This window comes from Rhodococcus sp. 14-1411-2a (genome assembly GCF_002259485.1).
In the GTDB taxonomy this organism is placed as follows: Bacteria; Actinomycetota; Actinomycetes; order Mycobacteriales; family Mycobacteriaceae; genus Rhodococcoides.
Genome location: NZ_NPGA01000014.1, coordinates 310,517 through 331,063, shown reverse-complemented (window position 1 = coordinate 331,063; position 20,547 = coordinate 310,517). Strand labels below are relative to the sequence as shown.

At 64.4% G+C, this 20,547-nt stretch carries 22 protein-coding genes; 11 read left to right on the top strand and 11 right to left on the bottom strand.

Going from position 1 to position 20,547, the window contains the following annotated elements:
* Window positions 1-144 precede the first annotated feature (144 nt).
* Window positions 145-1,956, top strand: a complete 1,812-nt coding sequence (leuA, locus tag CH291_RS12485; protein WP_094687629.1) for a 2-isopropylmalate synthase — start codon at window positions 145-147, stop codon at window positions 1,954-1,956.
* 133 nt (window positions 1,957-2,089) lie between these two features.
* Window positions 2,090-2,467 carry an SHOCT domain-containing protein gene (locus CH291_RS12480; RefSeq protein ID WP_094638721.1) on the top strand — a complete coding sequence of 126 codons (378 nt, stop codon included), beginning with the start codon at window positions 2,090-2,092 and terminating at the stop codon, window positions 2,465-2,467.
* Here the strand turns inward: CH291_RS12480 and CH291_RS12475 are convergent.
* Window positions 2,436-3,347 (bottom strand): LysR family transcriptional regulator, encoded by a 912-nt coding sequence (locus CH291_RS12475; protein ID WP_094687628.1) that lies wholly within the window; start codon window positions 3,345-3,347, stop codon window positions 2,436-2,438. The genes CH291_RS12480 and CH291_RS12475 overlap by 32 nt on opposite strands.
* Before the next feature lie 72 nt (window positions 3,348-3,419).
* Between CH291_RS12475 and CH291_RS12470 the strand changes: the two genes are divergently transcribed.
* The 3 genes from CH291_RS12470 to CH291_RS12460 all read left to right on the top strand — a co-directional run bounded on the left by CH291_RS12470 (window position 3,420) and on the right by CH291_RS12460 (window position 6,503).
* Window positions 3,420-4,316 (top strand): EamA family transporter, encoded by an 897-nt coding sequence (locus tag CH291_RS12470; protein WP_094638953.1) that lies wholly within the window; start codon window positions 3,420-3,422, stop codon window positions 4,314-4,316.
* Window positions 4,317-4,537: 221 nt separating this feature from the next.
* The gene (locus tag CH291_RS12465) at window positions 4,538-5,800 is read left to right on the top strand and encodes a Mur ligase family protein (RefSeq protein WP_094687746.1); all 1,263 of its coding nucleotides are present in this window, start codon (window positions 4,538-4,540) and stop codon (window positions 5,798-5,800) included.
* Window positions 5,793-6,503, top strand: a complete 711-nt coding sequence (locus CH291_RS12460; protein WP_094687627.1) for a type 1 glutamine amidotransferase — start codon at window positions 5,793-5,795, stop codon at window positions 6,501-6,503. Before CH291_RS12465 ends, CH291_RS12460 begins: the two co-directional genes overlap by 8 nt.
* Window positions 6,504-6,535: 32 nt before the next feature.
* Here CH291_RS12460 and CH291_RS12455 read toward each other — a convergent pair whose 3' ends face one another.
* The 4 genes from CH291_RS12455 to CH291_RS12440 form a co-directional block, all read right to left on the bottom strand.
* A complete protein-coding gene (locus CH291_RS12455) occupies window positions 6,536-7,543 on the bottom strand; it encodes a type IV toxin-antitoxin system AbiEi family antitoxin domain-containing protein (protein ID WP_094687626.1) in 1,008 nt (335 codons plus the stop codon).
* Between the two features lie 126 nt (window positions 7,544-7,669).
* On the bottom strand, window positions 7,670-8,278 hold the full coding sequence (gene recR, locus CH291_RS12450) for a recombination mediator RecR (RefSeq protein WP_032379989.1): 609 nt from the start codon (window positions 8,276-8,278) through the stop codon (window positions 7,670-7,672).
* A gap of 3 nt (window positions 8,279-8,281) precedes the next feature.
* Window positions 8,282-8,617 carry a YbaB/EbfC family nucleoid-associated protein gene (locus CH291_RS12445; RefSeq protein ID WP_094638725.1) on the bottom strand — a complete coding sequence of 112 codons (336 nt, stop codon included), beginning with the start codon at window positions 8,615-8,617 and terminating at the stop codon, window positions 8,282-8,284.
* A 206-nt stretch (window positions 8,618-8,823) separates the two neighbouring features.
* Entirely contained in the window at window positions 8,824-9,255 is a 432-nt protein-coding gene (locus CH291_RS12440; protein ID WP_218829028.1) for a hypothetical protein, read from the bottom strand.
* A gap of 63 nt (window positions 9,256-9,318) precedes the next feature.
* On the opposite strand from CH291_RS12440, the gene CH291_RS12435 reads away from it, so the two are divergent.
* Window positions 9,319-9,969: a hypothetical protein gene (locus CH291_RS12435; protein WP_143545921.1), complete on the top strand. Its 651-nt coding sequence runs from the start codon at window positions 9,319-9,321 to the stop codon at window positions 9,967-9,969.
* On the opposite strand, the gene CH291_RS12430 is transcribed toward CH291_RS12435, so the two are convergent.
* A complete protein-coding gene (locus tag CH291_RS12430; RefSeq protein WP_094687623.1) occupies window positions 9,966-10,400 on the bottom strand; it encodes an SRPBCC family protein in 435 nt (144 codons plus the stop codon). The genes CH291_RS12435 and CH291_RS12430 overlap by 4 nt on opposite strands.
* 257 nt (window positions 10,401-10,657) lie before the next feature.
* On the opposite strand from CH291_RS12430, the gene CH291_RS12425 reads away from it, so the two are divergent.
* Together CH291_RS12425 and CH291_RS12420 are read left to right on the top strand one after the other, a co-directional pair.
* Window positions 10,658-12,103: an FAD-binding oxidoreductase gene (locus tag CH291_RS12425; protein ID WP_179276523.1), complete on the top strand. Its 1,446-nt coding sequence runs from the start codon at window positions 10,658-10,660 to the stop codon at window positions 12,101-12,103.
* On the top strand, window positions 12,100-13,416 hold the full coding sequence (locus CH291_RS12420) for a class I SAM-dependent methyltransferase (protein WP_094638728.1): 1,317 nt from the start codon (window positions 12,100-12,102) through the stop codon (window positions 13,414-13,416). The genes CH291_RS12425 and CH291_RS12420 overlap by 4 nt, the downstream gene beginning before the upstream one ends.
* Window positions 13,417-13,470: 54 nt before the next feature.
* Here the strand turns inward: CH291_RS12420 and CH291_RS12415 are convergent, their stop codons facing one another.
* Complete coding sequence (locus CH291_RS12415; protein ID WP_094687622.1) at window positions 13,471-14,253, bottom strand: alpha/beta fold hydrolase; 783 nt, start codon at window positions 14,251-14,253, stop codon at window positions 13,471-13,473.
* 28 nt (window positions 14,254-14,281) lie between these two features.
* A complete protein-coding gene (locus CH291_RS12410) occupies window positions 14,282-15,214 on the bottom strand; it encodes an oxygenase MpaB family protein (RefSeq protein ID WP_094687621.1) in 933 nt (310 codons plus the stop codon).
* Window positions 15,215-15,237: 23 nt separating this feature from the next.
* On the opposite strand from CH291_RS12410, the gene CH291_RS12405 reads away from it, so the two are divergent.
* Genes CH291_RS12405 through CH291_RS12395 form a run of 3 tightly spaced genes read left to right on the top strand, consistent with a single transcriptional unit; the run spans window position 15,238 to window position 18,513 of the window.
* Window positions 15,238-15,810, top strand: a complete 573-nt coding sequence (locus CH291_RS12405) for a TetR/AcrR family transcriptional regulator (RefSeq protein ID WP_094638731.1) — start codon at window positions 15,238-15,240, stop codon at window positions 15,808-15,810.
* Between the two features lie 27 nt (window positions 15,811-15,837).
* Window positions 15,838-16,098, top strand: a complete 261-nt coding sequence (locus tag CH291_RS12400) for an acyl-CoA-binding protein (protein WP_032379982.1) — start codon at window positions 15,838-15,840, stop codon at window positions 16,096-16,098.
* Window positions 16,099-16,146: 48 nt separating this feature from the next.
* Window positions 16,147-18,513, top strand: a complete 2,367-nt coding sequence (locus CH291_RS12395) for an FdhF/YdeP family oxidoreductase (protein WP_094687620.1) — start codon at window positions 16,147-16,149, stop codon at window positions 18,511-18,513.
* A gap of 8 nt (window positions 18,514-18,521) precedes the next feature.
* Here the strand turns inward: CH291_RS12395 and CH291_RS12390 are convergent, their stop codons facing one another.
* From CH291_RS12390 to CH291_RS12380, 3 genes are read right to left on the bottom strand one after another with little or no spacing between them, the layout of a single operon-like run.
* Window positions 18,522-18,728 (bottom strand): hypothetical protein, encoded by a 207-nt coding sequence (locus CH291_RS12390; RefSeq protein WP_094687619.1) that lies wholly within the window; start codon window positions 18,726-18,728, stop codon window positions 18,522-18,524.
* Entirely contained in the window at window positions 18,725-19,360 is a 636-nt protein-coding gene (locus CH291_RS12385; RefSeq protein WP_256980826.1) for a GntR family transcriptional regulator, read from the bottom strand. The genes CH291_RS12390 and CH291_RS12385 overlap by 4 nt, the downstream gene beginning before the upstream one ends.
* A 6-nt stretch (window positions 19,361-19,366) precedes the next feature.
* The gene (locus CH291_RS12380; protein ID WP_094638735.1) at window positions 19,367-20,542 is read right to left on the bottom strand and encodes an acyl-CoA dehydrogenase family protein; all 1,176 of its coding nucleotides are present in this window, start codon (window positions 20,540-20,542) and stop codon (window positions 19,367-19,369) included.
* Between the last annotated feature and the right edge of the window lie 5 nt (window positions 20,543-20,547).

Sequence of the window (20,547 nt, the reverse complement as noted above, 5' to 3'; positions counted from 1 at the left end):
GCGCGCGGTAGTACACTCAGCCCATGCTGCGAGCTCTCCTTCTTAACAGCCGCGACGGGGTCTGAGACCAGACTGGCTTCCCGTCGCGGGGTTCGTTGCGCCGGTCGAACACATTGCTCTGATCTGTACGGAGAGACGAAGACCATGTCACCAGCCGACGCATTCACCTCGGGAACTCGCACCATCACCCCGCCCTCGCGGCCCGCACCAAGCGACCAGCCCGCCTGGAACACCCAGAAGAACTCCTCGATGCCGACCTACCGTTACCGGCCGTTCGCCGAGGAGGTCGAGCACGTCACCCTTCCCGACCGCACGTGGCCGGACAAGATCATCGACCGGACGCCGCAGTGGTGCGCCGTCGATCTGCGCGACGGCAACCAGGCGCTGATCGATCCGATGAGCCCGGCCCGCAAGCGCCGCATGTTCGACCTGCTGGTTCGCATGGGCTACAAGCAGATCGAGGTCGGCTTCCCGTCGGCCAGCCAGACCGACTTCGACTTCGTCCGCGAGATCATCGAGGACGGCGCGATCCCCGACGACGTCACCATCCAGGTGCTGACGCAGTGCCGTCCCGAGCTGATCGAGCGCACCTTCGTCGCGTGCGAGGGTGCCCGCAGCGTCATCGTGCACTTCTACAACTCGACGTCCATCCTGCAGCGCCGAGTGGTGTTCCGGGCCGAGCGTGACGTCATCAAGAAGATCGCCACCGACGGTGCCCGCAAGGTCCTCGAAGAAGCATCCAAGTTCCCCGATACCGACTGGCGCTACGAGTACTCCCCCGAGTCCTACACCGGCACCGAACTGTCCTACGCCAAAGAGGTGTGCGACGCGGTCACCGCGATCATCGATCCCACTCCCGCCAAGCCGCTGATCCTGAATCTGCCTGCGACAGTCGAGATGGCGACACCCAACGTCTATGCCGACTCGATCGAGTGGATGAGCCGCAACCTCGATCGGCGCGACAGCATCGTACTGTCACTGCACCCGCACAACGACCGCGGAACCGGTGTTGCCGCAGCAGAACTCGGCTACCAGGCCGGTGCGGATCGCATCGAGGGCTGCCTGTTCGGCAACGGCGAGCGCACCGGCAACGTCTGCCTGGTCACGCTCGGGTTGAACCTGTTCACCCGCGGTGTCGATCCGCAGATCGACTTCTCCAACATCGACGAGGTCCGTCGAACCGTGGAGTACTGCAACCAACTTCCCGTCGCCGAGCGTCACCCCTACGGCGGCGACTTGGTCTACACCGCCTTCTCCGGCAGCCACCAGGACGCCATCAACAAGGGCCTGGACGCGATGAAAGTCACTGCGGACGAACAGGGTTCGGACATCGGAGACGTCACCTGGCAGGTCCCGTATCTGCCCGTCGACCCGAAGGACGTCGGTCGCACCTACGAGGCCGTCATTCGCGTCAACTCGCAGTCCGGCAAGGGCGGCGTCGCGTACATCATGAAGTCCGATCACGGCCTGAACCTGCCGCGTCGACTCCAGATCGAGTTCTCCCAGGCCGTCCAGCGCATCACCGACGGTGAGGGCGGCGAGGTCTCGCCCAAGGAGATGTGGGACGTCTTCGCCGAGGAGTACCTGACCCCGATCCGCCCCCTCGAGCGCATCAAGCAGTCGGTCATCGCGGCCGAGCACGACGGTGGCACCGACACGATCACCGCGACGGTCAAGGTCGACGGCGTGGAGCAGGAGATCTCCGGATCCGGCAACGGCCCCCTCGCCTCGTTCGTCGACGCACTGTCCACCATCGGATACGACGTCAGCGTCCTCGACTACTCCGAGCACGCCATGTCCGCCGGCGACGACGCCCAGGCCGCGGCCTACGTCGAGGCCTCGGTCACCTCTCCTGCCGGTGTCGCCACCACCGTCTGGGGCGTCGGCATCGCGACGTCGATCACCACCGCGTCACTGCGTGCCGTGGTCTCGGCCGTGAACCGTGCACTGAAGTAGATTCTCTGCTCGACGCGAAGCCGCCCATATCATCACGAATGGGCGGCTTTTCGCTGTTTATCGACGCTCAGCTGGTACGCCGCGTGCGACAATGAACCTGCCGTCGGGGCACTTTAGGGAATGGAAGTTCGCCATGGATTCTTTCTGGGATTTTCTCTGGCTTCTCATCGTCGGTTTCGCATTCGTGGCTTACCTCATGGTGATGCTGTCGATCATCGGAGACCTCTTCCGAAACCACAAAGCATCCGGGCTCGTGAAAGCCGCGTGGGTGCTCTTCCTCATCATCGCGCCGTTCTTCACCGCGCTGATCTACCTCATCGTGAACGGCGGCAACATGGCCGAGCGTCAGGTTGCCGCCCTGCAGCACGCCAAGGACCAGCAGGAGAACTACATCAAAGAAGTGGCCGGTCGGTCCGCATCGGAGGAGATCGCACACGCAAAGACGTTGCTGGACAACGGAACCATCGATCAGGACGAGTTCAGGACGCTGAAGGCCAAAGCTCTGTCCTGAGGTCTGCCTCCGCCCGGAACGCGTCGAGCACGGCCGCGATCGCCGGTAGGCGTCGAGCGTCGGGCCTGGTCGCAAGTTCGTAGATGCGCCCGGCCCGAACACCCGATAACTCTCGACGCACCAGACCGGGATGCACCACGGCGTACCGCGGCATCAGTGCCACGCCGTGACCGGCCGCCACCAACACCTCGGTGACGCGAAAATCGTTCACGCGCTGAACCACTCGGGGTTCGACGCCGGTGGCCGCGGCTACCGAGAGCAGCACGTCGTCGACCGGGAATCCGCCGCGGACACTGATCCATCGTTCGTCGACCAGGTCCCTGAGGTCTATCGATTCGTGTTGCGCCAGGCCGTGATCGGGCGGGAGCACCAGATCGATGGGCTCGCGCATCAGGGTCGTCACTTCGATGCGCGGGCCTGCGGTCGACGGGGCCCGCTCGTCGCGGTGGGTGAGCACCACGTCGTAGTCGGCCAACAGTTCCGGCACCGAGGATGCAGGCAGGTCCTCGTCGCGTGCCTCGATGTCGACGTCCGAGTTACCCAACCGCGTCAGCACCCCGGGCAGCAGCAGAGCAGCACCGGACGGGAACAGCGCGACTCGGACGCGTCCCCGCGGGGACGCACGGTACCGATCCATCTCGGCTCTAGCGCGGCCGACCGCAGCGAGCACCTCGTCGGTACGCAGCACTAGAGCGCGTCCGGCATCGGTCAGTCGGAGCCGGCGACCGTCCGGTTCGAGGAGCGTCACACCCGCTTCCCTGGCCAGCAGCTTGAGTTGCTGGGATACCGCCGAAGGGGTCGTCGACATCGCGTCGGCCACCGCTGCGACAGTTCCGCGGTCGGCGAGTTCCGCGAGGATCCGTAGCCGCTCCACGTTCATGCAGTAAATCTTAACTGTTGATGCGGATATATTCGATTGTGCTGATCATTCGCAGCGGACACGATGGACGCCATGACCACTCGCGACCGCCTCCTCGGATTGACCGTCGCCGTGCTGTGGGGACTGAACTTCCTCGCCATTCGCGTCGGACTCGATCATTTTCCGCCGTTCTTCTTCGGCGCATTGCGCTTCCTGGTCATCGCCATCCCGGTCGTCCTGTTCGTCCCGAGGCCGAAAGTGCCGCTGAAGTGGTTGCTGCTCTACGGCTTCGGGTTCGGATTTCTGCAATTCGCCTTCCTGTTCGCGGCGATGGCAGCAGGCATGCCCACCGGATTGGCGTCACTCGTGCTGCAATCGTCCGCCCCGTTCACCGTTGTGCTCGGCGCTGTTCTGCTGCGCGAACACGTCTCTCGCAGACAGGCGATCGGCATCGCGGTCGCCGTCCTCGGCATGGTCCTGATCGGATGGGACCGCGCTCAGAACGCCTCCCTGCTTCCGGTGATCCTCACCCTCCTCGCCGGCCTCGGCTGGGCGTTCGGCAATCTGGGAAACCGACTCGCCAAGTCCGATTCGCCGATGACGCTGATGCTGTGGATGACCGTCGTTCCGCCGCTGCCGATGCTGGCGCTGTCCGCGATCTTCGAGGGCCCGAGCACCGGCTGGCATGCGCTGACGGAGTCGTTCGGTCCGCAAGGCTGGCCAGGGTTGGTCGCGTTGGCCTACATCGTGATTCCCGCCACCATCATCGGCAGCGGTCTCTGGAGCATCCTGATGAGCCGCAACCCCGCCGGACTGGTCGCGCCGTTCTCACTGCTCGTTCCCGTTGTCGGAATCGCCGGTGCCTGGATATTCCTGGGCGAGAACCCGTCCGTGCTCGCACTGATCGGTGGCGTCGTCGTGATCGGCGGATGCCTCGGCGGCATGGCCGTGCGACGTTCGGTCGAAGTTCGGGAGAAAGCACCGGTGTGAGAGGCGGGAGTGGAGCCTGCGGAACGACCCGGGGGTCGCGGGAGTGGAGCCTGCGGAACGACCCGGGGGTCGCGGGAGTGGAGCCTGCGGAACGACCCGGGGGTAGCGGGAGTGGAGCCTGCGGAACGACCCGGGGGTAGCGGGAGTGGAGCCTGCGGAATGACCGAGGGGTAGAAACCGCCGACGTGAAACTGCACGCTCTTCTGTGCCAGACTCGGCGGATGGTTGAAGTGGGTGAGCGCAGACGTATCGGTGCACGTGGCCGTGTGGCACTGCGCGCGGCGGAGCTGGCGACCTGGGCGTCTCGCAAGGCGGGTCGGGGCAAGGGCTCGATGATCGGCGGACTCGTCGCCCTGAAGATCGATCCGAACATCCTCGGCGGGCTCGGTCGCGGACGACGAACCGTCATCGTCACCGGCACCAACGGCAAATCCACCACCACGCGTATGACGGCCGCTGCCCTTGCCACCCTCGGTGACGTCGCCACCCAGGCCGACGGTGCGAACATGGATGCCGGCATCGTCGCGGCCCTGCACGCTCACTTCGATGCCGAACTGGCTGCTCTCGAGGTCGACGAACTGCACGTCCCCCATGTCTCCGACGAGGTGGAACCGGCGGCTATCGTGTTGCTCAACCTCAGTCGCGATCAGCTCGACCGCGTGGGCGAGATCAACATGATCGAACGCAAGCTGCGCGCCGGACTGGCCCGGCATCCCGAGACCGTCGTCATCGCCAACTGCGACGACGTCCTCGTCACGTCGGCAGCATTCGACGCACCGAACGTCGTCTGGGTCGCGGCCGGCGGCGGATGGGCCGGCGATTCGGTCAGCTGCCCGCGCACGGGCGAACCCATCCTGTGGGAGGGCGAGCACTGGTACAGCACCGGCAGCGACTTCAAGCGCCCGACGCCGGACTGGTGGCTCGACGACGAGAATCTCTACGGGCCCGACGGACTCGTCCTGCCGATGACGTTGTCACTGCCAGGTAAAGCCAACCGCGGCAACGCAGCTCAGGCCGTGGCCGCCGCAGTGACCCTCGGCGCGAGCGCGGAAGGTGCCGTCGCCGCCGCGTCGAGCGTCGACGAAGTAGCCGGACGCTACTCCACCATCCAGTACGGATCTCATTCCGTCAGAATGCTTCTCGCGAAAAACCCTGCCGGCTGGCAGGAGGCGCTGTCGATGATCGACCCCACCTGCGACGGGCTCGTCATCGCCGTCAACGGTCAGGTTCCCGACGGCGAAGACCTGTCGTGGTTGTGGGACGTCCGCTTCGAGCATTTCGAGAACGTGGCCGTCGTCGCCGCCGGCGAACGTGCAACCGACCTCGGAGTTCGCCTGCTCTACGCGGGTTCGCAGCACACCACCATCGCAGATCCGTTGCAGGCCATCGCGTCCTGTCCGCCGGGCCGCGTCGAAGTGCTCGCCAACTACACCGCGTTCCGCGATCTCGGGCGCGCGCTGGCACGTGAGGTGAAAGATGTCTGAGTCCACCGTCCGCATCGGTCTGGTCCTGCCCGACGTGATGGGCACCTATGGCGACAACGGCAACGCGCTCATTCTGCGGCAGCGGCTTCGGATGCGAGACATCGACGCCGAGGTCGTGCAGATCACCCTCAGCGATCCGGTTCCCGATTCACTCGACGTATACACCCTTGGTGGAGCCGAGGATTCGGCGCAGCGCCTGGCGACGCGTCACCTCACCCGATACCCCGGACTACAGAACGCCGCTGCTCGCGGAGCGCCCGTGCTGGCCATCTGCGCCGCGATCCAGGTCCTCGGCCACTGGTACGAGACCTCCGCAGGCGAACGCGTCGACGGCATCTCGCTCTTCGACGTCACCACCGCACCGCAGGCGACGCGTTCGATCGGTGAAGTCGTCACCGAACCCGCGCTCGAAGGACTCACTCAGAAGCTCACCGGTTTCGAGAACCACCGCGGCGGAACGACTCTCGGCCTGGATGCGTCGCCGTTGGCCAAGGTCACCCACGGTGTCGGCAACGGTGTCGGCGACGGACGCGAAGGCGTCGTGCAGGGTTCTGTGATCGGCACGTACATGCACGGCCCGGTACTCGCCCGGAACCCGGAATTGGCGGACTACTTGTTGGAGCGGGCATTGGGCACCACTCTCGCTCCCCTCGAGCTTGCCGAGGTTGCGCAGTTACGTAAAGAGCGGCTGCGCCGTACGTGAATGAAAACTCGTAGCCCGCTACGAATTTCCACTCACAAGGCGCAACGTTCGCACGGGTACGACGCGTCGTCCCAACCCTCTCTGACCAGCACCTCGCGGACCTCGCGGTACACACCGCACGGGTCGTCGGTCACTTCGCGCCAGCCGTACATCAACCGCGGCAGGTTCCTCAGCTCCGCGGCATTGTCACGCCTGCGATCGCGAAATCGCCGCTGCTTGGCAGAGTGGAAGGCCTGGCCGTCCAGCCTGACGATGAGGTCGCAGATCTGATAGCGAATGTCCTCGAAAAGCTGTCGGCCGTCAACGAATACCGGGGCCTGCCGCTGCCCGACCGGCAGACCGTGTGCCTGCTCGACGTCGAGTACATAACGGTGTTCGAGTGCAGAATGGACTCCGTCGCGCATGAGAGCCAGCGTGTGCAAAATCGGTTTGAGGTAGCGCATCGGTCGCCGGACTTCGACCTTGCTCGTCATGGCTGCGACGTTCACGCCACCCGAAGACATCGCCGAGACCAATGTGGTCGTCGCTTGCCTCGACGTCGGCTCTGCGACAACGAGATCGAGGACCGTATCGACGGTGCTCGTTCGAGCCGGATTCGTCTCGACACCGATGTGTCCCATGGCTCGGGAACGGTGGACCACTACCCCGGGATGGATTTGTTCGTTGCTTTCCGAGGTGAAGTTCTGCTTGGCGTGCCTCATCGTCGGCGGCTTGCTGGTGGCCGAGCATCCGTACGGAACGGTGACGTGAACCGGGCCTGCCGCAGGCCGAACCCACCCCCATTCCTCCGCGGCGGTGGTGTGACCGAGCAACGCTCCCCGCCCTGCGTACAGCAGCGCTGCAGATAATTGCATCTCACGAGTCAGCGGCCCATTGGTCACCGAGACGACTCCACGAAACACTCTCAGCCACTGCCCGGTTTCCACGTAGTGGTTGATCGAATCCTTGTTGACGCCGAAAGCATGCATCTGTTTCGTGGTGATGATTCCGTGCTGCTCGTCCAATAATCGCTGCCAGGTACCCGCTGGTCTTGTCCTCATGGACCTCAGGATGGCCGGTCTCCAGCGCCCACGTCAGAATCTATCCACAGGGTGTGCACAACTCCGGGTCGTGAGTGGAAACTCGACCCCTGCTACGAGGTTTCGTGCACGTGCGGCGAAGCCGCTCTACATGCGCCGACGCCCCGTCAACGCGCGCCCCAACGTCAACTCATCAGCGAATTCGAGGTCTCCGCCCATGGGCAGGCCAGAGGCGAGGCGAGTGATGGCCAGGCCGGGGAAGTCACGCATCATGCGGACCAGATACGTGGCAGTGGCTTCGCCCTCGGTGTTGGGGTCGGTGGCGATGATGACTTCGGTGACGTCGACGCCGTCGTCCTGGGTTCCGACGCGGGTCAACAACTCTCGGATTCGGAGCTGATCCGGCCCCACTCCGTTCAGTGGGTCGAGCGCTCCGCCGAGTACGTGGTAGCGGCCCTTGAACTCTCGTGTACGTTCCACGGCCTGGACATCTTTGGGCTCTTCGACGACGCAGATCATCGATCTGTCACGACGTGAGTCCGCGCAGATTCGACATAGTTCCTTGTCCGAGACCGTGCCGCAGACGATGCAGAACTGCACACCGTCGCGAATGCGCTGCAGCGCGCGCATGAGCCGATCCACCTCGGGAGGTTCGACGCCCAGGAGGTGAAAAGCTATGCGCTGAGCGCTCTTCGGACCGACTCCGGGAAACTTGCCGAGTTCGTCGATCAGATCCTGTACGGGACCTTCGTACACCGCTCAGAACCCGGGAAGGCCGGGCATGCCTCCGAGACCACCAGCGAGGGGGCCCATCTTCTCGCTCGCGACGGCCTGAGCCGCGCGAGACGCATCGGCGATCGCGCCGATCACCAGGTCCTGCAGAGTCTCGACGTCGCTCGGGTCTACGACCTTGGGGTCGATGGTCAGTCCGACCACCTCACCGGTTCCCTTGACGGTGGCGACCACGAGGCCACCGCCCGCCTGGCCGGTCACTTCGGTTTCCGCGATCTCGGCCTGCGCCGCCATCAGCTGCTGCTGCATCTGCTGGGCCTGCTGCAGGATCGATGCCATGTCGGGCTGTTCACCGGGTTGCACTGTGTCGTCCTCTCGCGTGGGTCGAAGCGAACACCAGCGTAGCCGCACCTTGGATCGCTGTGATTCACTGCGCGTCGAATCGACCTACCGACCTGAGTGTCCACAATTTCGCGGCAGACACGGGATCGCGCCTGCGGTGACGAATGGTGGACACTCAGCGCAGTGCCTTCCGGCGATGCCGCACGGTTCGCCCTCGGTAACGAGGATCAGCGTTGCTCCGCGCGATGGTCGTATCCGGCGGGGAGCAGTTCGCCGGCAAGAACGCTGACGAGGCCGTCGGGCGAATCGATGATGACCCGCATCAGGGGATAGAGGTCGGCGAAGATCTGACGATCCTTGCCGCACGGACTCTTCACCCCGCGCCCGTGGTTGCCGACCGCCACGAGGTGAGTCGGCTCGGTCGCACCGGCCGCCCGAGCCGCGGCAAGCGCGACTGTCTCTGCGCACGGGCCACCGGTGAAGTGATAGAGATTCACCCCGGCGAAGGTTCGGCCGTCCGCCACTCTCACCGCCGCACCCATCGTGTGGATGCCGTCCTCATCAGGTCCCGCATCCGTCGACGAATCGATTGTCTGGCTGGCCAGTTCGACCAGCGTCCGATCCCTGTCGGTCGCGGGTAGTGCAGAAGAGAAGGACACGATGCGATTCTAGAGCCCCGCGCCTGAACATCTGTCAGTACTGAGCGCACGTAGTCTTGCGGAATGGATCAGCCTGCGAGCCCCTCCCCTCGCAAGCGTCGGGTGACGCCTCAGACCATGGCCGAGGCGGGTATTGCGCTGACGCTGCCGAAGGTGTCGGTCAAGTCGGTGGCCGAAAGCCTGGGCGTGTCGATCGTCGCGATCTACAACAACATCGACGATCTTTGTTCACTCAAGGCCCTCGTGGCGGAGGAGATTCTGCGCAGGTGGTCGCCTCCGCTTCCCGGTGGCGACGAATCGATGCACGACGCGTTGCTGGCCCTCGCGTCCGCGATGCGCGAGCTGGTTCACTCCAACCCGGGTATCGCGGAGTATCTGATCGGCCTGACTCCCAGCTCGATCGACGCCATCCGTATGGCCGACTCGGTGCAGACGCGCTATCGAACTCGATACGACCTCACTCCGAAGCAGGCGACGTGGGCTGTCATCACCGTCTGCGAGCATGCGCTGGCCTTGGCCGAGATGGTCTACAACTCTGCTCGACGCGATCGTGAGTACGACGACGCGATCGCGGCGCGCACCGACCTGGACACACTGCCGGGGGCCTACGACACGGTCGACCGTGGACCCGACGGGATGTTCCTGTGGTCGATGCGCACCGTGGTCGTCGGAACACTCGAGCTCATCGAGGCCCCCGACTTCGAGCAGGCCTAGATCAACTCGCGGCGCAGGTTCTCCAGCGTCACGGCCTGGATCTTCTTCAGTCCCAGCGGTGCGAAGGTCTTCTCGAAGAATCCGCCGATGCCGCCTGCGCCCTTCCATTCCGTCGTCGTGGTGACCGTGGTGCCCGCGCCGTCCGGTGCGACCGACCACGTGGTGACCATGGAGGAATTGGCGTCGCGTTCGGTGATAATCGATCCGGCGACGGTGACGGTCGCGGCGACGTTGCGCACTCGCTTCTCGGTGGCCTGCAGGGTCCACGTGGCCACGGTTCCGTCTCCTTGCCCGCCCTGGACCACCTCGTAGTCGCGGTACTGCTCGGGGAGGATGCGTGGGCGCACCGTCTCGTAGTCGGCGAGCGCAGCGAGCACTCGATCCGGTGTGGTGGCGATGGTGGCGGAACTGGATGCACTGACCTGAGCCACGGAAACGTTCTCCTTCGATAGCGAACGGGATGTGCGTCCATACTGCCTCGCCGCGCACGCGCGGCAGGCATCCCGCCGGACGGTGTGTGATGTGCTTCACACACATAAATCTCATCCCGCAAAACACATGCATGACGCAACCATTTGTCCGATTTACTCCGATTCTCCGCGGAGATTCGGCAACAGTTGCGTGAAGTTTCACCGGTCGGACGCCGATGCCGGTGGATACCACGCGGTACGAGATATAGCGTCTGAGTGTGGCTTCAGTGAATGCTCTTCTCGGACGACGGCCAGAACCGAGGGAGAGCGGTTACGCAGCGCACCGGTCGGGTGTCGAGCAGCTGCTTCGCAGCTATCGCGCAATTCCCGCCGATGCGACGGTGCGTCTGGCGAAGAAGACGTCCAACCTGTTCCGGGCCAGGACGACCACCACCACACCGGGGCTCGACGTGTCGGGCCTGAGCAAGGTCATCACCGTCGATCCCGCCTCGCGCACAGCAGATGTCGCCGGAATGTGCACCTACGAGGACCTGGTCGACGCGACGCTTCCCTACGGCCTGGCACCCCTCGTCGTCCCGCAGCTCAAGACGATCACCCTCGGCGGAGCCGTCACCGGACTCGGCATCGAGTCCACGTCGTTTCGTAGCGGACTCCCCCACGAATCGGTGCTCGAGATCGATGTCCTCACCGGCAGCGGCGAGATCGTCACCGCAACACCGGAGGGCGAACACGCGGATCTCTACTGGGGCTTTCCCAACTCGTACGGAACCCTCGGCTACTCCACTCGGCTGAAGATCCAGCTCGAACCCGTGTTGCCGTATGTCGCGTTGCGCCACCTGCGATTTCACGATCTCGACACCTTGCAGTCCACGATGGACCGCGTCGTCGACGAGCGCGAGTACGACGGCATCGAGGTCCAGTACCTCGACGGTGTGGTGTTCAGCGCCGACGAAAGCTACCTCACCCTCGGCGTCCAGACCGACGAACCGGGACCGGTCAGCGACTACACCGGTGCCGACATCTTCTACCGATCGATCCAGCACGCGTCGGATACACCCAAGACCGACCGCCTCACCATTCACGACTACCTGTGGCGCTGGGACACCGATTGGTTCTGGTGCTCCCGAGCGTTCGGAACACAGAACCCGAGAATCCGACGGTTCTGGCCGCGCAAGTACCGGCGCAGTAGCTTCTACTGGAAACTGATCGGCCTCGATCGTAAGTACGACATCGGCGACCGACTCGAGAAACGCAAAGGAAATCCGCCGCGCGAACGCGTCGTGCAGGATGTCGAGGTTCCGATCGAGCACACCGCAGGCTTCGTGGCGTGGTTCCTCGACAACATCCCGATCGAGCCGTTGTGGTTGTGCCCGTTGCGTCTTCGTGAGCCCGCAGCACCGGGCGCGAATCCGGCCAGGCCGTGGCCGCTGTATCCACTCGAACCGAAACGCACCTACGTCAACATCGGCTTCTGGTCTTCGGTCCCGATCGTTGCAGGCGAACCAGAGGGTGCCGCGAACCGCGCCATCGAGAAGAAGGTCACCGAGTTCGACGGGCATAAATCGCTGTACTCGGACGCTTATTACACCGAACATGAATTCGCCGTTCTGTACGGCGGCGATCGATACGAAGTGTTGAAGAAGAAATACGATCCCGAATCCCGATTGTTGGATTTGTACTCGAAGGCGGTGCAACGCAGATGACGACGTTCAAGGACTCCGGCAATCGCACGGTGAACGGTGCCCAGAAGCTCAAGATCTCCGAGATTCTCGAACTGATCTCCGACGGCAACATCCCACTGCGCTTCACCGCCTACGACGGCAGCACCGCAGGACCCGAGGACGCGAGAATCGGCCTCAACCTCAAGAGCCCCCGCGGAACCACCTATCTCGCAACCGCTCCCGGCGATCTCGGCATGGCGCGCGCGTACGTCTCGGGCGATCTCGAAGCAACGGGAGTCCATCCGGGCGACCCCTACGAGCTGCTGGCGCTGATGGGCGACGAGCTGCACTTTCGTCGCCCCTCTGCGATGACACTGACATCGATTGCCCGTTCGCTCGGCTGGGATGTGTTGCGGCCCATCGCTCCCCCACCCCAGGAAGCAATCCCGAGGTGGCGTCGCATCGCAGAAGGTCTGCGTCACTCCAAGACTCGCGATGCCGAAGCGATCCACCATCACTACGACGTGTCCAATGCCTTCTACGAGAAGGTACTCGGCCCCTCCATGACGTACACCTGCGCGGCGTTCGAGAGCGCCGATCAGTCGCTGGAAGCCGCACAGGAGAACAAGTATCGCTTGGTGTTCGACAAGCTCGGCCTGCAACCGGGTGATCGCCTGCTCGACATCGGCTGCGGTTGGGGCTCGATGGTGCGCTACGCCGCCCGCCGCGGAGTGAAGGTGATCGGTGTGACGCTCTCCCAGGAGCAGGCGTCGTGGGCACAGCAGGCCATTGCCGACGAGGGCCTGTCAGAGTTGGCCGAGGTGCGCTTCTCGGACTATCGCGACGTCCCCGAGACCAACTTCGACGCCATCTCATCCATCGGACTGACCGAGCACATCGGCGTGCACAACTACCCGTCGTACTTCACGTTCATCCAGTCAAAGCTGCGCGACGGCGGCCGGCTGCTCAACCACTCGATCACCCGGCCGGACAATCGCGCGCACGCCAAGGCCGGCAGCTTCATCGACCGGTACGTCTTCCCCGACGGCGAACTCACCGGCTCGGGCCGCATCATCACCGAGATCCAGGACGTCGGACTCGAGGTTAGGCACGAGGAGAACCTGCGCGAGCACTACGCCCTGACGCTGGCCGGCTGGTGCCGGAACCTCGTCGAGAACTGGGACGCCTGTGTGGCCGAAGCCGGTGAGGGAACAGCCCGCGTCTGGGGCCTGTACATGGCCGGGTCTCGTCTGGGCTTCGAGCGCAATGTGGTTCAGCTGCACCAAGTTCTGGCCGTCAAACTCGGACCGAAGGGACAGGCCGACGTCCCCCTGCGGCCTTGGTGGAACGGCTGACGCAGGTGAGCGAAAACTCGACTCCTGCTACGAGGTTCCGCGCACATGGGAGCGTCAGCGACCCGTTCCCCGCAGGATGACTCGCGCGGTCTCGGTCGGCTGATCCCAGTGCGGGAAGTGTCCGCATTTGTCGAACCAGTGCAGGGTGGCGTCGGGGAATCGCTCCAACGCCACTGTGGCCTGGCTGGGTGTGGTGACCTTGTCCTGACGGCCCCAGCCGATGAGCAGCGAGCCCTGCAGGGAACCTTTCGGGGAACCCTGTTGCTTCGGCCCGTGGATCAGCGCCTTGCGTGCGGCGTCGAGCGAAGGTGATGTCTTGGTGGAGAAACCCTTCAGCTCCTGCTCGACCAGCCCACTCGGAAGTTTCCAGGGCGCGGCCGAGAACTGCGCCAGTGCAGCAGTTCTGGTGACCGGGTTACCGGCCAGGAACGGCACGAGCGGCTGCACGTTCTTCATCAGTGCCAACGACGCGGTGATCGTGGCTCCGAAGATCTTGACCTGCCGGTCGTTCCAGAACCCGCCGGGATCGAGCGCCACCATCGAGCCTCGGTGACCGCGGCGGGCCAGTTCGACGACCATGCGCGCACCCATCGAGCTTCCGACGAGATCGGCGTCGGAGAGACCTTCGTTGTCGAGAAATTCCCGCAACGCGTCGGTCAACGACGCGATGGAGACCTCGGGCAGCGGCGGAGTCTTTCCGAACCCGGGCAGGTCGAGGGCGATGACCTCACGATGTTTGGCGAGGGCGGGGACGATCGGGTCCCAGTTTCCGTGAGAGGACCCGAGCCCGTGGACGAGGACGATCGGGGTTCCGCTTCCGGTTCTGACTCTGTGCATACCGGCGTTGTACCCCGAGCGCGCCGATCTACACCTTGGGGCTGTAGTGCGAGGGGTCCGATCGCCGCTCCACGGGCGGCAGATTGCGGGCCGGTGTGTGCACCAACGGTGCCGTTCTCGGGGTTCGGCCCTTGACACGATCCCATCCCGCGCGGCCCCGCGGATGCAGTCGCCGTCGTGGTGGCACCAACCCGAACACGAAGTTCACCGCCTTGCCGAACAGCGCCAGGCGCTTCTCGTCCCGCTCGGACCAGCTGTAGCCGAGGAGCGTGCGTACCGGCTCGTCGTAGAGCCCGACGGTGATCCAGACGAACAACTTCGCCGCCGGACGCCGGAACACGGCCCAGAGCGGCTCGGGCAGCCAGGCCGCATACGGCGGTGGTCCCAGCTTCGACAGGTCCAACACCCCGCGGGCGGCCATGTTGTCCTCCAACACGTGTCGGCACATGTGATCCCAGTACTGCTGGAACTCCGGCCAGGTGGCAGGCACCGACCGCATGCTCATGCCGTAGAGGCGATACCACTGCACGTGCTCGTCGAACAGCTGCACCTTCTGAGCCTCGGTCAGCCCGCCCATGAAGTGGTCTGCGGTGAGCACCGTGCCCATGAAGAAGGTGGCGTGCGCCCAGTAGAACGTGTCGGGATCGAGCGCGTGGTACTTGCGGCCCTTGGAGTCGATTCCCTTGATGTTCGTGTGATAGCCGCGGACCTGCAGTGCGGTCTCCTCGGCCCGATCGCCGTCGAACACGACCCCACCGATGGGGTACAGGGACCGGTACAGCCGCTGCCAGCGCTCGTCGAAGAACGTGGAGTGTTGCTCCACCCCGGCTCCGAGCCCTGGGTGCATGTTCTGCATCGACCCTGCCCAGACGCCCTGCAGCATCCCGCGCCAGTCTCCGAAATACCTCCAGGTGAGCGAATCCGGACCGAGCGGGACGGGTCGATCAGGCTGACTACGCATGTTGTCAGACTAGGGTTGACAACATGCGTAGTCAACAGTTGGAGGAACGCAGATCCAAGCGCTACGACGCGTTGCTCGCGGCCGGGGTCGAGCTCCTCGGCTCGCCGGACGGTCCGGCCGTCAACGTGCGGGCCGTCTGCCGTACCGCCGGCCTGACCGAGCGGTACTTCTACGAGAGCTTCGCCGACCGCGACGCCTTCGTCCGCGCGGTGTACGCGTGGGTCGGCACCAGAGCGCAGGGCGCTTTGCTCGACGCCGTGATGCAGGCGAGCACTGCCGAGGACACCATCGCCGCGCCGGTGCGCGCATTCGTCGAACTCATCATCGACGAACCGCGAACGGGACGGGTGCTGCTCATCGCGCCGTTGGCCGAACCGGCACTGAGCCGACGCGGTCTCGATCTCCTGCCCGGCTTCGTCGAGCTGGTGCACTCCCAACTGCCCGACACCGACGATCGACAGCTGATCGCCGTCGGAACCGTCGGGGCGTTGACGGCCCTGTTCATCGGCTATCTCGACGGCACGCTCACCGTCACCCGCGAAGCCCTCGTGGCGCACTGCATTCGGCTGATCTCCGAGGCCTCCGTGCGAGGATGACACCACCTCTAACCGAAGGAGTTCTTCATGTCCGATCTCGACCAGTCGTTCGCCGACGCGCAGGTAGACGTCAAGAAGCTCACGTCCAAGCCGAGCAACGACGACCTACTGAGCCTGTACTCGCTCTACAAGCAGGGTTCGATCGGTGACGCGTCGGGTAAGCGGCCCGGACGACTGGACATGGTGAACCGAGCGAAGTTCGATGCCTGGGCGAAGCTCGAAGGTACGAGCCAGGATTCGGCGAAGCAGCAGTACGTGGATCTGGTGACCAAGCTCCTCGCCGGCTGAGCCAACGGCTATGGTCGAGTGCGGGGGTAACGCAACGAAGGGACCCGCATGAGACGCACCGACAGCGACGTCGACGAGGCCGAGCTCGACATCGAAAAGCCGAAGACCCACGCGGCAGGCCCCGTCGCCGTCGCAGTGTCGATGAAGCGAGCGCTTGGCCACATGGGCCCGAAGCGCACCGCGCAGACGCTGCTCAAGCTCAATCAGGCCGAGGGTTTCGACTGCATGAGCTGCGCGTGGCCCGATCCCGATCCGGGCCACCGACACGCGGCGGAATTCTGCGAGAACGGCGCGAAGGCCGTTGCCGAGGAAGCGACCACGACGCGGGCGACGCCGGAGTTCTTCGCGCAGCACAGCATTGCCGAACTCGACAGCCACACCGAGCACTGGCTGGGCCAGCAGGGCCGGATCACGCACCCGATGATCAAGCTGCCCGGCGGTAGCCACTACGAGCCCATCGAGTGGGACGACGCTTTCCGCCTTATCGGCGACGAACTGAAGTCTCTCGCGAGTCCCGACGAGGCCATCTTCTACACCTCGGGCCGCGCCTCGAACGAGTCCGCATTCACCTATCAGCTCTTCGCCCGGGCGTTCGGCACGAACAACATGCCCGACTGTTCCAACATGTGTCACGAGTCGACGTCCATCGCGCTGCAGGAGTCCATCGGCATCGGCAAGGCCAGCGTCACGCTCGACGACGTCCACACTGCCGAGCTGATCATCCTCGCCGGTCAGAATCCCGGAACCAATCATCCCCGTATGCTCTCGGCCCTCGAGATGGCCAAGCAGAACGGCGCAAAGATTCTGTCCATCAACCCACTTCGCGAAGCGGGTCTGCTCAACTTCAAGAACCCGCAGACCCCGCGCGGCATGGTTGGCCCGGGAACGGACCTGTCGGATCTGCACCTGCCGATCAAGCTCAACGGCGACCTCGCACTCTTCCAGGCCATCGGCTCACTGCTGGTGAAGTGGGATGCACTCGATCACGAATTCCTCGACAACTACACCGTCGGCTTCGAGGCATGGAAGGCGCATGTCGCCGAGGTCGACTGGGATCTCGTCACCGAGGTGACCGGATTGTCGGTTGCGCAGATCACCGAGGCAGCCGAGATGTTGCGCGACTCCAGGGCCACGGTCTACTGCTGGGCCATGGGTCTGACGCAGCACCGCAATGCCGTCGCGACCATCAAGGAAGTCACCAATCTCGCGTTCGCACAGGGCAACATCGGCCGAGCAGGTGCCGGACTGCTACCGGTGCGCGGCCACTCGAACGTGCAGGGCGACCGCACGATGGGTATCTGGGAACGCCCTCCGGTGAAGTTCCTCGACGCGATGGCCGCGGAATTCGACTTCGAGCCGCCGCGCGAGCACGGCTTGGACACCGTCGATTCCATCCGGGCCATGCGCGACGGCAAGGCACATTTCTTCCTCGGACTCGGCGGCAACTTCGTCCAGGCGACACCGGACAGTGACGTCACCTTCGAGGCGCTGCGCAAGATGCGGATGACGGTGCAGATCTCCACCAAGATCAACCGCTCGCACCTCGTGTGCGGTGAGACGTCGATCATCCTGCCGACCCTGGGCCGCACCGAGAAGGACGTGCAAGCCAGTGGTGAGCAATGGATCTCGGTCGAGGACTCCACGTGCTCGGTGCATTCCTCGCGCGGACCGTTGAAGCCCGCGAGCGAGTTCCTTCGTTCCGAGGTCGCGATCGTCAGCGGCATCGCAGAGGCGACACTCGGCGACCGCTACGGTCTCGATTGGAGAGGCTTCCGCGACGACTACCGCAACATCCGCAAGCACATCTCCCGCGTCGTCGCCGGTTGCGAGGGTTACGAGGTCAATGTTCGACGCCCCGGCGGCTTCGTGCTTCCGCACCCGCCCCGCGACAGCCGGACGTTCGAGACCAAGAGTGGCCGAGGCGAATTCGCGGTGTCACCGATCGATGTGCTGCAGGTTCCGCCGGGCCATCTGATCCTGCAGACGCTGCGCAGCCACGATCAGTTCAACACCACGATCTACGGCCTCAGCGATCGGTACCGTGGGATCGAGAACGGCCGACGCGTCATCTTCGTGCACCGCGAGGACATCTCGGCCCTCGGTTTCCGCAACGGTGACATGGTCGATCTCGTCACCAAGTGGGACGACGACGACGTGGATCGCTGCGCGCCGTCGTTCCGCATCGTCGAGTACGACACCCCGCGGGGATCGGCTGCTGCGTACTATCCCGAGACCAATCCGTTGATCCCGTTGGATTCGACTGCGCTGCAGAGCAACTGCCCCACCTCGAAGTCGGTGATCATCTCGATGGTTCCGGCGGGGACGGGTGTGCAGGGAACCTCGAACGGTCATCAGGACAACGAGGGTTCGGACGAGGGGCACAAGTCGCACCCGCAGCCGCATCACCTGAGCTGAGGCTCGTACTAGACCAGTGCTCGACCCGAACGCATCAGACGCTCGACATCGCGCAGCAGGATGTTGAACGGAAATGCTCGCACGACGGGCGGCAACACCCGGTTGAGCAGGGACGCGCTGCGCAGCAACAGCGCAAACCGTCTCTGCTCGACCGGGTTCCAAGGTAACTCGAGCCCGGTCATGGACTTGCGCAGAAAATCCGGATCGCCGGTCACGACGGCGTCGATTCCGCACCGATGTCCCACTGCCGGAACTGTCGACGCATCACGTCGTCGGCGGCCTCGACGTCGCGTCGCGCAAAGGCCTCGATCAGTTCTTCGTGACTGCGCACTGCATCTTCACCCCATCGCTTGTCGGTCGCGTACAACCGCGGCGTGTATCTGACCGCACCGAGGAGGAACCACGCCAACTTGGTTCCGCCTGCGATCTTGTTCACGAATCGATGGAACTCGAACTCGTAGTACTCAACCGATTCGGTATCCGAGCGGGCCACGGCGTCACGGAGACCGTCGTTGAGTGCGGTCAGCCGATCCAGATGCTCGGGTGTGATGCTGCGAGCGGCCCGACCGGCGAGTGTGCCGGCGATGGTCCCCTGCAGCCAGAAGATGTCGTCCACATCCTGGCGCGAGAGCTCACCGACGCGGTAGCCGCGTCGAGGCACCTGCTCGACGAGCCCTTCGCCGCGCAGCGAAACGAGTGCTTCCCGTACCGGAGTGGCACTGACGCCCAACTCCGCCGCCGTCTCGTCGATTCGCACGAATGTCCCTGGCTCGAGCGCACCCGTGACGATCTGCTGGCGAATACTGGCGGCGACATCCTCCGCGAGCTGTGGGCGACGACGCAACACGATGACCTACAGTCCGTACGTCTTGCCGATTATGTCGCGCTGAATCTCGTTGGTACCGCCGTAGATCGAGGACACGAGAGTGGTCCTGACATGCTTTTCCATGTCGAACTCGGTGGCGTAGCCGTAGCCACCCATCATCTGCATGCCTTCGAGCGCCACCTTCTTGGCGGTCTCGGTGAGCTTGAGCTTGGCCATCGACGCCTCGCGCGGGAAGAGCTTCGTCGGATTCTCGTCGACCAACCGAGCCACGTGGTAGACCAGCAGCCGGCCGCACTCGATCTCGGTGGCCAGATCGGCAATGCGATGCCTCAGTGCCTGGAACGTTCCGACGGGCCGTCCGAATTGCTGTCGCTGGGTGATGAAGTCGAGTGTGTCGTCGAATGCTCGTTGCGCCGTGCCGAGCATCATCGCCGCGAGAATGAGGCGCTCGATGTTCAGACCGGTCATCAGCTGAGACCACCCCTGCCCTTCCACCCCGACCACCGCGTCCTCGGGCAGCGCGCAGTCGGTGAAGTACAGGTCGTTGACTTCCTTGCCGCCCATCGTGTCGATGCCGACGATGTTCAGGCCCTCGACATCGGCCGGAACGTCGAACATCGTCAGGCCTTCGTGCTTCCCACCCTCTCTGCCTCCCTGGGTCGCTCCGCCGGCTCCGCTCCTGCCGGTGCGTGCGACGAGCAGGATCCGATCGGCGAAGTGCGCGTTGGAGCACCAGGTCTTCTGGCCGTTGATCAGCCAGCCGGTGTCGGTCTTCTCGGCGCGGCAGCTGAGGTTGCCGACGTCCGAGCCGGCCTCGGGCTCGGACATCGAGATCGAATAGCTCCGCCCGGCGACGATGCCGCCGAGAACGGTCTCCTTCTGTGTGGGTGTGCCGAATTTCTCGTAGGCCGCGCCGGTGATCAGGGTGGGTCCGATGCCGCCGATGGGAGCCATGGCCTTGGCAGATTCTTCGAGCAGAATGCACAGGTCGACGGTGCTGCCGCCCGCCCCGCCATGCTCCTCGGAGATGATCGCACCCAACCAGCCCAGCTCGGCCATCTTGTCGTAGAGCGCCTGATTGTGGGTGTGCTTCCCGTGCTCGGTGAGCGCGTCCCGCTGGGCGCGGGTGCCGGCCTCCTTGGCGCAGAAGGACGCGACAGCCTGGGCGAACGCGGTCTGTTCCTGGGTGAGATCGATACTCATGAATC